We start from the raw sequence: 13,013 nt of genomic DNA on the forward strand, positions 1-13,013 counted from the left end.
AAATGAATGGGGTCATCGGCCGTGCAGACGGTTTCCCGAGCCGGCCACCGCCCTGCCACCTCAAAGACTGAAACACATCAATGTTGCGAAAAGACGAACTACTGAAGCTCCTCGCCGATAGACAAATACCGTTCTCTTGCGAGCAGCATGATTCGGTGCTCAATATGGCTGAGTCGGGCAAACTCGACCTCGCGCTTGAAGGTGTGCGGTGCAAGAATCTGCTGCTTCAAGACAAAAAAGGACGCTACTTTTTGATAGTTACGACGGCCACAAAGTCTCTCGATTTGGTTGCTCTGGCAGACCTGCTTGGCAGTAAGCGTCTCTCCTTCGCGTCATCAGACAAACTCTTGGAACTGCTGGGTGTCCTGCCTGGCTCCCTGAGCCCGTTTGCGCTGGTCAATGATGAAGCGAAGCGTGTTCGGCTCATTGTGGATTGCGGTCTGCACGCAGAACAGTTGTTTCTTTTCCATCCGTTAGAGAACAACGCAAGTGTTTCGCTCTCCAAACAAGCACTTGACGCCTTCCTCCGAACCATCGGTCATCGCGCCGACTGGACGCCGCTCCCCGACCGCACAATCGCTTAGAACGCCGCCATCCGTACGCTCTAGGACCAGTATCGGATGCGGATTCAACCCGTCGATGCAACACACCAAGGCTCACCGGCGCAGCCCGAACACGCCGTGCCAGAGAGCGCTGAAAAAGTCCGTATGCGCGTGTTCGCCACTCCTTCGCGCGTCGCTCTTTGACGCGTGCGCCGATGTCGCCTGTGTCGCCCTCTCGTCGCATTGCGGCATCTGCTCATCACGCTCCCCGTCCGGCGATACGCCCGGCTGGCGCGACGCATGCAACTCGACCACGCTGCCGGCAATGCGCTCGGCGAGTTGAACATCGCAATCACGGCCGAGCAGAACACCGAACACGACGTCGCGGTTGTGCCCTTGCTCGGCGAAGCGCATCGCCCATGCCACGAACTGCGCATATTCCGCTTCGCGCTCCGCGTTCAAGCGCTCCTCTTCTTCGCGAAGCCGTGCGTGACGGAGCATTTCCTCTGCGTAAGCGGTGTCATAGACGCGGCGCAGCTCCGGATCCGAGAGAATCGCGTATGCCTCCTTGATCTCCTGAAATCGCGCATGCGCGTCCGCTTCGCACCCGACGTTGCGGTCGGGATGCGCTTTCATCGCCGCCTTTCGGTAGCCTCGCTTGATTTCCTCGTTGGTCGCGTTCTCGCACACACCGAGCAATTCATACATTGTCGTCATTGCGCGTCGGGATGAAAGTCGGATCGCGTTGATCGTAGCATGTCGCCGCAGCGCCAATCCGTCGGGTCGAGAATTCACCGCGTTCTGACACCCTGAGTGCAGGTCAGGAGCGCTTTGGCAGATGACGGAATCTGAATCATTCTCATCGGAACGGCCGTTTGCCGACTGGAGCGGTCGCTCGAGTGTCCGAATGTGCATGCAGGCGAACGGCGCTTCATGGCCGAATGCCAATCGCCGCCCCCCACCCATAACCCCCAAAGAACAAAAAAAGCCCGGCAAAGCCGGGCCAATCAGATTGAGACACAAGGAGAATCCCGCCCACCCCACACCGGGCGGTCACGCCGCGCTACACGACGTTCTTCTCGACGATCGGCCGGTTTTCGAGCACGCGCTCCCAGCCGAGCGACGACAGGTCGAGCGATTCATACCGCCCGCCCAGAATCAGTTCACTCACCCCACGCCCGGTCGCGGGCCCCTGTTGCAGCCCGTGCCCGCTATAGCCGTTCGCGAACACGACGTTATCCAGCTCGGGGTGATACCCGATGATCGCATTGTGATCGAACACGTTGTACTCGTAGTACCCGGACCAGCAGTTCTCCACGCGCAGCGCTTCGAACGCCGGCACGCGATTCGCGAGCGTCGGCCAGATCACCTCGTCGAACAGGTCGTGATCGACCTCGTCGAGCGGCAGATCGTCGGGATCGCGATCCGGGCTCGGGGACGTCCCGCAGATATACGTGCGCCCCTCCGGCCGGAAATACACGCCGGTCGGATCGATCAGCAGCGGACAACCGGTGAGCTGCGCCGGCGACGACACGTTGAAGATGCTGCGACGCCGCGCATACACGGGAATGTCGATGCCCATCATCGACGACAGCGTGCGCGTCCACGCCCCCGCCGCGTTGACGAGCGTGTCGCACGCGTAGCGCTCGCCGTCGCTCGTCATCACATGCGTGACCTTGCGACCGTCGCGAACGACGCCGGTCACGTCGGCCGGCACGTAGCGCGCGCCCAGTGCCTGCGCCTTCTTGCGCAGCGCCTGCACGAGCCCGTAGCCGTCGAACCACCCTTCACCGCTTGCGCCATAAGCGCCCGACACGAGATCGTCGACGTTCAGCCACGGAAACTTCGCGCGCAGCGCATCGCGATCCATCAAGCGGATATCGGCGCCGAGCTTCGTCTGCAGCGCATGGTTTTCGCGCAGCGTCGCATCGCCTGCCGGTGTCGCGAGAAACAGGTAACCGCCTTCGTGCAGATCGATCGACGGCCGCGTGCCATCGACCTCGAGCCGCTCGCCGATCGTGCGCAAGAAGTCGATCCCGAACAGCGACATCTCGATCGACAGCGGCGTCGAGAACTGCTGGCGAATCGATGCGGCCGACAGCGCCGACGACGATTTCGCATAAGTGGGATCGCGTTCGATGACGGTCACGGACACCGTCGGATCGGTAGCGCGCAGGAAATAGGCGATCGAGCTGCCGATCACACCACCGCCGACGATGACGACTTGAGAACTCACGACTGACTCCAGTTGCACGTGAAGGGCGCGGCCAGCCGGCCGCGCCCGAAAGTTGTTCGTGCCGCGTCGCGCGCGGCGCCGTGCGTGCGGACCGCCCGGCGTATCGCCCCGACATGCGCGGCGATCGCATTCGATCGCCTTGGGTATTTCAGCACGTCCGGCGTCGCCGCGAAAGTCCGCGCGCGTTCGGGTATTCAGTCCGCCGTTTGCGTGGTGACGGGCTGCCACGCGGCGTTCTTCACTTCATACAGCGTCGAGCTCGGGTTCTTCAGGTCGCCCGTGTTCGTGAACGCGATCGTGCCGGTAATGCCGTCGTAGCGCGTGCCCTTCAGCGCGCCGTTGAAATCGGCCGGCTTCGTCGAGTTCGCCTTCTGCATCGCGTTGATCGCGATCCACGTCGCGTCGTACGCGAACGGCGCATACGCGAGCATGTCGACGCCGTACTTCTGCTTGAATTTCGTTTCGAACTGCTTGCCCTTCGCGAGACGCGACAGCGGCTGACCGTACTCCCACACGGACGCGCCTTCGGCCGCGTTGCCGGCGAGCTTGATGAAGTTTGCGTTCATCACGCCGCCGCCCGCCAGGAACTGCGCGCGGATGCCGAGCTGGCGCATGCGCTTGACCAGCATCGCGGACTGCGCGTCGAGGCCGCCGAAGAACACCAGGTCGGCGTTCGTGCTCTTGATCTTCGTGAGCTGCGCGCTGAAGTCGACGGCCTTGTCGTTCGTGAATTCGCGCGCGACGATCGTGCCGCCGTTCGCCTTCGCGGCCTTCTCGAACTCGTCGGCTTCGCCCTGGCCGAACGCGGTACGGTCGTCGATGATCGCGATGCGCTTCGCCTTGGTCACGCTCGCCGCATAGGCGCCGGCGTTGCCGGCGTTCTGCGCGTCGGTGGCGATCACGCGGTACACGGTGCCGAGGCCGGCACGCGTGATGTCGGGATTGGTCGCCGACGGCGTGATCATCGGAATGCCGGCCTTCGCGTAGATCTTCGACGCGGGCAGCGTCGTGCCCGAATTGAAGTGGCCGATCACGATGGCCACTTGCGCGTCGGTCAACTGCTGCGCGGCCTGCACGCCGATGCGCGGGTCGCTCTGGTCGTCCTGCGACGCGACGACGAACTTCACCGGCTTGCCGCCGATCGTCGTATGCGCGGCGTTCGCCTCGTCGACGGCCATGCGCACACCGTTCTCGATGTCCTTGCCGTAGGCGGCGCCGCCGCCGGTCAGCGGCACGGCCACGCCGACCTTGACGACCGTCTCCTGCGCGTGGGCCGCGCCCGTCTGGAACGCGAGGATCGCGGCGGTCAGTGCAATGCCGGAAAGCGAACGAATGCGGAACGTCATCGGCCAATCCTTCTTCTATGGGTCGGATGCGCCGCGCGACCATCGCGCGGCGGCGACCTCCCGCGTGCCGGTGAATTCTGCTGTCGCCGGGGGCTGCGCGAAACGCGCGTCGCCTGCCGGTCGATCACCCCGGTTCCGTCTCCGAAGAACCTGTCAGCGCGAAAGAGGTGAACCGATTGTGGGTAGCCAATACGCGTGCAGCAAACGAAATATCGGAACTACGTTGTGAGGAATTGTCATCAAGTTCCGTGTGCACAGACGGCGCCGGCCCGCGCGATGGCGGGCCGGGAAGGAGAAAGATCGGGCGGGATGCGCCTAAATGCTTTCGAATTAAGGCTGCGACGGGTAATGCCGATGGAGAATCATCGCGACGTCACGCGGCATGGGCACAGCGTGCGATGAGTCAACGGCGCTCAGTGCCGGTCGCTGCCCGTATGACGGCGCACTTCGTCGGCCGCTTCGCCCGCCTTCTCCTGGATCTTGCCGGCCTGCTGTTCCGCCACGCCTTCCGCCTCCGTCTCGCGGTCGCCCGTCACCTTGCCGAGTGCTTCCTTGACCGAACCTTTCAGTTGTTTGAGCTTGCCTTCGATGCGATTCCTGTCCATGGTCGTCTCCTGCAACGAATTGGGGAGAGAGCCGACGGTGCCGCAGCCCGCGTCGCACCGCCGAGTGGACAGGATCGCAGCCGCGCGCCGCGCGCGGCAGATGCGGATGCACCAGCCTGCATGGTGCATTCGCACCGATGGGGAGACGGCCCGCGCCCGGCGTCAGCCCTTGACGTTCGCGCCGCCCTTCTCGGCGCCCTTGTCGCCGCGCGCGCCGTTCGCGTCTGCCGCGCCGACGATCCCACGCTCGCGCGCCCACACGATCGCCTCGCCGCGACTATGCACGTCGAGCTTCGCGTAGATCGTCGCGACATGATTGCGGACCGTGTTCGGCGCGAGCCCGAGGCGGCCGGCGATCTCCTTGTCGGCGAGGCCGTGGCACAGCAGGTCGAACACGTCGCGTTCGCGCGCGGTGAGATCCGACAGCTGCGCGCCCGCGTCCGGCGCATTCTCGCGCCGCACGTTCGCCAGTTTCTCGATCAGCGTGCGGCTGAACCACGACGCATCCTGCATCGCGGTCTCGATCGCGTAAACGAGCTCCATCTCGGTACGCTTGCGATCGCTGATGTCGAGCAACGCGATCAGCAGGCAATCCTGCCCGTGAATCGCGACCGGTTCGGCCGACACCACGCAATCGCGCACGTCGCCGTCGCCCGTGCGGATCTGCACGTCCGCGTTGCGCACGTTGCCGTCGCGTGCAAGTGCGCTGTCGATCTGCTGCCGCGCGCCGCGCTCGGCCCACAGCCCGATCTCGTCGGCGGACTTGCCGAGCAGATCGTCGCGCGCATGGCCGGCCATCGCGACGAATGCATCGTTCACGTCGAGCAGTTCGAAGCGGTCGGCCGTGACGATCGCGGTCGCGACCGGCGCCATCCGGAACGCCTTCGCGAAGCACTCCTCGCTCTGCCGCAGTGCGAGTTCGGCCTGCTTGCGCGGCTCGAGATCCATGAACGTGAACAGCATGCACGCCTCGCCGTTCATGTCGATCGGCTGCCCGGCGACGACGACCGCCTTCGTGCCGCCGTCCGCGCGCTTGAGCACGGCCTCCATCTGCGGGATGGTCGCGCCCTCGCCGAGCCGCTCGATCGCGAGTTCGCGATGCTCGGCCTGATCGAGCACATCGACTTCGTAGACGGAGCGGCCGAGCACGTCGTCGCGTGCGTGGCCCGTCATGTCGAGGAAGCCTTGATTGACCTTCACGTAGCGCAGGTCGTCGAGCCGGCAGATCACGGCCGGCGCGGGGTTCGCGTTGAACGTGAGCTCGAAGCGCTCCTCGGCGCTCGCCCATTCGGTCGCGTCGTGCAGCACGAGCGCGAGACAGTCGGGCTCTCCCGCGGCGTTCGTCAGCACCAGGCTGCGGATCCGGTGGACCCAGCTCACGTTCTCGTCGGCGGCCGATTCGACTTCGACCGTCACGTCGCTGAACTCCTCGCCCGCGATCACGCGATCCATCGGATAGTGGCCGTCGCCCACCGGATTGTTGTTCCGGTAGCGCAGCCGGAAGCGCTCGCGATACTCGGTCACGTCCGCGCCGAGTGCATCGAGCTCGGTGACGCCGTGCATCGCGAGCGCGGCCTCGTTCGCCCACACGATGCGCTGGTCGGGTTCGATGAGGATCACACCTTCGGTGAGCCCCGCGATGATCTGGTACAGCTGACGCCGGTCGGTATGCGACTTGAGCGTCTGTTCGTTTACTCGATCGTCCATTGAAGGGTCGTCCACGTCGTGTGCATGGTTGCCGGTTGGGCTGCATCCGCGCCATCAGGCGCCGACGTGCGCCGGCCCGGCGCGTGTCGCGATGGTCGCGTGCCGTCGATGCGCTCGGCACGCTGGATGCACCATGCGCAATAGTACATTCGCGTGCCATGCCGCCAGCGTGCGCTATCCCGCCAAGCGGCGCGCATGGCGGCACCCGCGCATGCCGTCGCGCCTCGCGCGTCCATCGGCGCATTTCCCGTTCCCGCCCGGCCGTTCCGTCCCCGTGCAAACGCACTAGGCAACCCGGTGAATTTGCGCGATGTGTGCGTGCGTTCGTGCCGGTACGCTGGTACTGCATCGGCGCTCACGCGCTGAACTACCGCAGAGGAGGACGACCCGATGAAGCTGCATCAGACACCTGATCCGACGCGGCCCGAACCGGCTCCGGACCATCCGCCCGAACCGTCGCCCGGCACCGACCCGCCCGTGCCCCAACCACCCGACGTACCGCGCCCGGACATGCCGCCGCGCGAGCCGGGCTACGACACGCCGATCGCGCGATGACGCGATAACGCGCGGCGCGATCCGCATTCGCATTGCATTCGCATTGCATTCGCATCCATTCACTCACGCCACTCGAAGGAGAACATCAATGAACAAGACCTCGCACCTTTCGACGCTGCTCGCCGTCAGCGCGGCTTTCCTGCTCGCTGGCGCACCGCTCACGACCGCGTACGCACAGGCGTCGTCGACCGAGAAATCCATGAAGGCCGAATCGGACCAGCCCGTGACCGATACATGGATCACGACCAAGGTGAAGAGCGAACTCGCGACCACCAAAGGCGTGAAGAGCACGGACATCGACGTGAAGACGGTGGACGGCGTCGTCACGCTGACGGGCGTGCTGCATTCGAAGATCGCGGTAAAGAAAGCGATCGCCGTGACACGCTCGGTGAAGGGCGTGAAGCACGTCGACGCATCCGGCCTGAAGGCGAAGGCCTGAGGTATCACGCGGCCTGGCGCCGCACTTTTCTCCCTTTACGACAGGAGCACACCATGAACGAAGACAAGATCAAGGGTCAGTGGAAGCAGTTGTCGGGCAAGCTGAAAGCCAAGTGGGGCAAGCTGACCGACGACGACCTGGCCGTCGCCGAAGGTAATCGCGACTATGTGGTCGGCAAGATCCAGGAGCGTTACGGGATCGCGCGCGACGAAGCCGAGAAGCAAATGAAGGAGTTCGATCGCGAGCTGTAACGCGTCAGTCTCCTCACACCGCCGCGACGCGTCCCGCGTCGCGGCAATGCGGAGGACCACGACATGGGCAAGTATCTGATCGCATGGCTGTTGGGCGTACCGCTCGGCGTGCTGGTGCTGTTCTACCTGGTCACGCATCTGTTCTGACGCTCGACGCGCTCATGCAACGCAAAAGGGCCGGCGGCTGTCATCAGCCGCCGGCCCTTTTGTCTTGCGTGCGTCGCGCTTACTTCGCCGCGTTCGCCGTCATCTTGAAGATGCCCTGCGCGTTGCCCGCATCGAAACGCAGGTCCGTCACCCAGCGCCGCGCCGCCTGGTCGAACGTGCGACGACGCGTGATGAATTCATAGAACGAGCCCGGCACGTTGCGCTTCACCGTGCCGCCGTCGCGCGTGCGGAACTCGCGCTCGACGATGTCCGCGCGATACGCGGTCTGGAACACGCGGCCCGAACGCGAGCGCTCGACTTCCGGCTTCATCGGCCGCCCCTTCGCCTTCTCGTCGTCGGACAGCTTGAACACGTCGGTCACGCGATCGGTCGCATGGTTGAATGCGTTGCCTTCGGTCGCGATCCATGCCATCTCGGCAGATTCGAGCAACAGCGTTTCGTAGTCGAGTTCGTTCGGCACGTCGTGCTGGCGCGCGAACGCGCCGACGATCTCGGGCAGCAATGCATGCGCGGCATCGAGCGGCAGCCAGCCTTCGCGCTCGATCTCCCACAGCAGCGCGACGGCCGCCGGCGACAGCGGATCGCGCGACGAACTCACGACGTTCGTCACGGCCTGCTGGAATTCCTTCGAGAAACGTTCCGGATGCAGTTCGCTGACGAAGAACTGCGCGATCTCGTCCGGCGCGTCTTCATGGGCGTACGCGCGGCCGGTCATGCCGAGCTTGTCGAGCGGATAACGGCCGTTCAGGCGGAAGCCAAGCGGACGCAGGATCCGCGTGAACGCGGCCTCGCCCGGCGGCAGCGCACCCGTGTGCGGCCAGCGCACCGTACGCAGCGCGCCGTGGTCGAAGTAGACCGAACCGCCGTTTTCGATGGCTTCGGCGGTGTATGCGCGGCCGTTCGCCGAACGTTCGAGCAGCCCTTCGAACAGCGCCATGTTCATCGCCTGCGCGATTTCCGCGCGCGTGACGACGTCGGTTTCCCATTCCTCGAGAATGGCCGGCATGTTCAGGGTCGCGAACAGGGCGTCGGTCTTTGCCTGTCCCAGCAGCTTCGTCAGCAGGCTGTCGATATTCGGATTGCGCATCAGGATTCTCGTGTCGGGGATCGCCGGCAAACGTGCCGGCATTTCGGTTGGCCGGCCGCCCCCGCGGGCGCCTGACCTTGCGTGGGATGCATTATTCAAAGGGTTGCAGCCGGGCGTAAAGCGAGATTAAATTGACACGTGATGAGTTTTTGGAATTATTGACGGTTCCCGCACGCGTTCGCCGGCCCGCTTCGGGCGGGCTCCTTCGTCAGACAAATTCATGCGCAAATTCAAGATCCCCAACATGGGTGCGCTCGTGGCTTTCGAAGCCGCGGCGCGCCACGAGAGCTTCACGCACGCGGCGAAGGAGCTGTTCCTGACCGAAAGCGCGGTATCGCGGCAGATCGCGACGCTAGAGGCGAGCCTCGGCGTGCGGCTGTTCGCACGCGTGAAGCAGCGCGTCGTGCTGACGCGCGCCGGCAAGCTGTACGGCACGCAGGTGCGCCGCGCGCTGGAAGCGCTCGATCGCGACACGCTGTCGATCATCGCGCACGGTAGCGGCGGCGGCTACCTGGAGCTGGCCGTGCTGCCCACCTTCGCGTCGCACTGGCTGATCCCGCGCATCAAGAGCTTCTACGACCGCACGCCGGACGTACGCGTGAACATGGGCAGCCGCACCGACCTGTTCTCGTTCGAGGACACGCACTTCGAAGCCGCGATCCACTACGGCAAGCCGACCTGGCCCGGCACGTCGTCCGACTATCTGTTCGGCGAGGAAGTCGTGCCGATCTGCTCGCCCGCGCTGCTCGACGGGCCGGTCGAACGCGTGGAGGATCTGCTCGCGTATCCGCTGCTGCACTCGACGACGCGCCCCGGCGCATGGGCGCAATGGTTCGAGACGCACGGCGTCGAGGACATCCGCACGATGCAGGGCGTGCGCTACGAACTCCATACGATGCTGATCAGCGCGGCCGCGGCCGGGCTCGGGATCGCGCTCGTGCCGAAGTTCTTCGTCGAGGAACAACTGCAGCAGCTCGGCCTCGTCGTGCCGTGCGACGCGGCGACGGTCGGCGATTCGGCGTACTACCTCGTGTATCCGACGGAGCTCAGTCACAGCAAGCCGCTGGAGTCGTTTCGTGCGTGGTTGCTGGAACAGGCGAGCGCGTATGCGGCGCCGGGGCGGGACGGGAGGGAAGACGATCTCGATGCGGAGGATGACGAAGACGTCGAGTGATCGCGGCGTACCGCGACAAGTCCGGTGCGCGCCGGGCGGGCAACCCCGACCCGGCGCTCCGGGCAGCCGACCTCGCTTCGGCAGCGCGGCGGCACCTTCTCTCATTTCTTCACTGCTTATGTTTTCTCTCAGGTCCCGGGGCAATTTTTTCTGCGCCGCGCGTGGCCATTATCCGCCCAAACCGGCCGCCGTGAAACGTTTGCGCACGCACCGATCGGCTTATTTCCGGCATTTGGAAACAGTCCTACAGAATCCTTACGCGCCGAACGATCGCGTTCGGTAAATGTTGCAATCGGCGCGGCGTTCCTTTTAAATGGAACTGGTTCCAATCCGGGTTTCGGCCACACCATCGCGTGACGTAGCGTGACGTCGAGACGTGCGCGCGTCATCATGCCGATTCAAGGATCGAGGATCATTCAGCTCAGGATTCCGCATCGCCCGTCCTTTCCGGACACCTGTCAAACGAGACCGTCATGCCCGATTCCGCCTCCCTGCAGCAGCTGTTTCCCGCCTATCAAGACATCCCCGCCGAGTTCCGGCTCGCCGCTCCGATCCACCAGCGCGTGTCGCTGGTCGACGGCGAGTTGCGCCCGTGGGACGGCACGACCAAGACCGTGCTGTCGCCCGTGTGCGTGCGCCAGCCGGACGGCAGCGTCGCGCAGATGGAGATCGGCAGCTATCCGGTGATGGGCGAGAGGGAAAGCGACGCAGCGCTCGACGCCGCGGTGCGCGCGTACGACTCGGGCCGCGGCGAGTGGCCGACGATGAAGGTCGAGCAGCGCATCGCGTGCATGCAGGACTTCATCAAGCGGATGGTCGCGCAGCGCGAGCTGGTCGTGAACCTGATCATGTGGGAGATCGGCAAGAGCCTCGCCGATTCGCAGAAGGAGTTCGACCGCACCGTCACGTACATGACGCAGACGATCGACGCGCTGAAGGAGCTCGACAACGCGAACTCGCGCTTCGTGATCGCGGAAGGCACGATCGGCCAGATCCGCCGCACGCCGCTCGGCGTCGTGCTGTGCATGGGGCCGTACAACTATCCGCTGAATGAAACCTTCGCGACGCTGATCCCCGCGCTGCTGATGGGCAACACCGTGGTGTTCAAGCCGCCTCAGTACGGCACGCTGCTGTTCGAGCCGCTGCTCGAGGCGTTCCGCGATGCGTTCCCGAAAGGCGTGATCAACACGATCTACGCGCCGGGCGCGGTGGTCGTGCCGCACATGCTCGCGTCGGGCAAGATCAACGTGCTCGCGCTGATCGGATCGAGCAAGGTCGCCGATCACCTGAAGAAGCAGCATCCGAAGTCGCACCGGCTGCGCGCGATCCTCGGCCTCGACGCGAAGAACGCGGCGATCGTGCTGCCCGACGCCGATCTCGACCTCACCGTGAAGGAGTGTCTGCTCGGCGCGCTGTCGTTCAACGGCCAGCGCTGTACCGCGCTGAAGATGCTGCTCGTGCATCGCTCGATCGTCGACGAGTTCCTGAAACGCTTCACCGCCGCGCTCGAACAACTGAAGATCGGCATGCCGTGGGAGAAAGGCGTCAGCATCACGCCGCTGCCGGGCATGCATCGCACCGCGTACATGACCGACGCGATCGACGACGCGAAGGCGAAGGGCGCGCAGGTCGTCAACCACTCGGGCGGCGAGTTCAGCAAGACGCTGTTCTATCCGGCCGTCGTGTATCCGGTGTCCGAAGGCATGAAGCTGTATCGCGAGGAACAGTTCGGGCCGATCATTCCGGTCGCGCCATTCGACGACGTGGAAACCGCGCTCGACTACGTGACGACGTCGGACCATGGTCAGCAGGTCAGCATCTTCGGTTCCGATCCGGCGCAGATTGGCGCGCTCGTCGATCCGCTCGTGAACCAGGTCTGCCGCGTGAACATCAACTGCCAGTGCCAGCGCGGGCCGGACGTGTTCCCGTTCGCGGGCCGCAAGGACTCGGCGGAAGGCACGCTGTCGGTGACCGATGCGCTGCGCGCGTTCTCGATCCGCTCGATGGTCGCGGCCAAGCAGACCGAGGGCAGCAAGCAGCTGCTGGATTCGATCGTGTCGGATCACTACTCGAAGTTCATCAACACGGGCTTCATTTTCTGAAGCATGGTGCCCGGAACAAGCCGCTGCCCGCGCCGGTGCAGCGGCTTTTTTTTGCGCGTGCGCGCCACGCGCGGACCGGGAACGCCGACGCGGCGCTGCGCGCGACGCCGTTTCGCGACGCGCCGCCCTATACGTTCGACGCCAGCAACCGGACGCCCGCCACGCCGAACACCACCGCGAGACACGCTTCCATCGCGCGCCGGCCGCGCACGTACAGCCGGCGTGCGCTGTCGGTCGAGAACACCAGCGCGTAGCCGCCGAACACCACGCATCCGATCGCGATGCAGCCCGGCACGACAGCGCCGTGCGACGCGCCCGCGCCGTTCGACGACAGCGCGACGATCGAGACCCACACCAGGATCGCTTTCGGATTCGTCAGGTGCAGCATCGCGCCGCGCACGTAGAGGCGCGACAGCTTCTGCTCGGGCGCCGCGTTCAGCGTATCGGCCGATCTGGCCGACCACGCGGTGCGGCCCGACTTGAACGCGAGCCACAGCAGATACGCGCCGCCGAACAGCTTGATCGCGACCAGCAGCTTCGACCATGCGAGCAGCGCCGCCGATACGCCCAGCGCGGCCACCGTCGCCCAGAACATCGATCCCGAGATGACGCCCAGCGCGAACGCGAGCGCCGCCTTGCGGCCATGGTTCGCGGCAACCGACATGATCGCGAGATTGCTCGGGCCGGGGCTGGCCGTGCCGATGAAATAAGCCGTGTAGGCGAGCAGCAGGTTGGCCGAGAAGAAGGCGTGGACGCTCATGTCGAACCTCGCGGGGATGATGCGAAGATTGTTCGCAAACA

General features: G+C 64.9%; 13 protein-coding genes. 6 read left to right on the top strand and 7 right to left on the bottom strand.

Annotated features, from left to right (window positions below; genetic code table 11):
* Positions 1-80: 80 nt before the first annotated feature.
* Positions 81-584 carry a prolyl-tRNA synthetase associated domain-containing protein gene (locus FFI87_RS27975; protein ID WP_138849951.1) on the top strand — a complete coding sequence of 168 codons (504 nt, stop codon included), beginning with the start codon at positions 81-83 and terminating at the stop codon, positions 582-584.
* 72 nt (positions 585-656) lie between these two features.
* Here FFI87_RS27975 and FFI87_RS27980 read toward each other — a convergent pair whose 3' ends face one another.
* From FFI87_RS27980 to FFI87_RS28005, 5 genes are all read right to left on the bottom strand, one after another.
* Positions 657-1,259, bottom strand: a complete 603-nt coding sequence (locus FFI87_RS27980) for a J domain-containing protein (RefSeq protein WP_175711048.1) — start codon at positions 1,257-1,259, stop codon at positions 657-659.
* A 346-nt stretch (positions 1,260-1,605) separates the two neighbouring features.
* A complete protein-coding gene (locus tag FFI87_RS27985; RefSeq protein WP_012365312.1) occupies positions 1,606-2,778 on the bottom strand; it encodes an NAD(P)/FAD-dependent oxidoreductase in 1,173 nt (390 codons plus the stop codon).
* A 194-nt stretch (positions 2,779-2,972) separates the two neighbouring features.
* Positions 2,973-4,124 (bottom strand): branched-chain amino acid ABC transporter substrate-binding protein, encoded by a 1,152-nt coding sequence (locus tag FFI87_RS27990; RefSeq protein WP_138849949.1) that lies wholly within the window; start codon positions 4,122-4,124, stop codon positions 2,973-2,975.
* 413 nt (positions 4,125-4,537) lie between these two features.
* Complete coding sequence (locus FFI87_RS28000) at positions 4,538-4,729, bottom strand: CsbD family protein (protein ID WP_011660173.1); 192 nt, start codon at positions 4,727-4,729, stop codon at positions 4,538-4,540.
* A gap of 162 nt (positions 4,730-4,891) precedes the next feature.
* Entirely contained in the window at positions 4,892-6,436 is a 1,545-nt protein-coding gene (locus FFI87_RS28005) for a helix-turn-helix transcriptional regulator (RefSeq protein ID WP_138849947.1), read from the bottom strand.
* A 390-nt stretch (positions 6,437-6,826) separates the two neighbouring features.
* On the opposite strand from FFI87_RS28005, the gene FFI87_RS34620 reads away from it, so the two are divergent.
* From FFI87_RS34620 to FFI87_RS28015, 3 genes are all read left to right on the top strand, one after another.
* Positions 6,827-6,991: a hypothetical protein gene (locus FFI87_RS34620; protein ID WP_006749573.1), complete on the top strand. Its 165-nt coding sequence runs from the start codon at positions 6,827-6,829 to the stop codon at positions 6,989-6,991.
* 88 nt (positions 6,992-7,079) lie between these two features.
* Positions 7,080-7,430: a BON domain-containing protein gene (locus FFI87_RS28010; protein ID WP_138849946.1), complete on the top strand. Its 351-nt coding sequence runs from the start codon at positions 7,080-7,082 to the stop codon at positions 7,428-7,430.
* 53 nt (positions 7,431-7,483) lie between these two features.
* Positions 7,484-7,681: a CsbD family protein gene (locus tag FFI87_RS28015; protein ID WP_011660169.1), complete on the top strand. Its 198-nt coding sequence runs from the start codon at positions 7,484-7,486 to the stop codon at positions 7,679-7,681.
* A gap of 226 nt (positions 7,682-7,907) precedes the next feature.
* Here FFI87_RS28015 and FFI87_RS28020 read toward each other — a convergent pair whose 3' ends face one another.
* Positions 7,908-8,936: a DUF1338 domain-containing protein gene (locus tag FFI87_RS28020; protein WP_138849945.1), complete on the bottom strand. Its 1,029-nt coding sequence runs from the start codon at positions 8,934-8,936 to the stop codon at positions 7,908-7,910.
* Between the two features lie 220 nt (positions 8,937-9,156).
* On the opposite strand from FFI87_RS28020, the gene FFI87_RS28025 reads away from it, so the two are divergent.
* Positions 9,157-10,110, top strand: coding sequence for a LysR family transcriptional regulator (locus FFI87_RS28025; protein WP_138849944.1), 954 nt, complete (start codon positions 9,157-9,159; stop codon positions 10,108-10,110).
* 473 nt (positions 10,111-10,583) lie between these two features.
* Positions 10,584-12,212: an NADP-dependent glyceraldehyde-3-phosphate dehydrogenase gene (locus FFI87_RS28030; protein ID WP_138849943.1), complete on the top strand. Its 1,629-nt coding sequence runs from the start codon at positions 10,584-10,586 to the stop codon at positions 12,210-12,212.
* Between the two features lie 127 nt (positions 12,213-12,339).
* Here FFI87_RS28030 and FFI87_RS28035 read toward each other — a convergent pair whose 3' ends face one another.
* Positions 12,340-12,972 carry a LysE family translocator gene (locus FFI87_RS28035; protein WP_012365306.1) on the bottom strand — a complete coding sequence of 211 codons (633 nt, stop codon included), beginning with the start codon at positions 12,970-12,972 and terminating at the stop codon, positions 12,340-12,342.
* Between the last annotated feature and the right edge of the window lie 41 nt (positions 12,973-13,013).

This window comes from Burkholderia sp. KBS0801 (assembly GCF_005937855.2).
Lineage (GTDB): Bacteria > Pseudomonadota > Gammaproteobacteria > Burkholderiales > Burkholderiaceae > Burkholderia > Burkholderia ambifaria.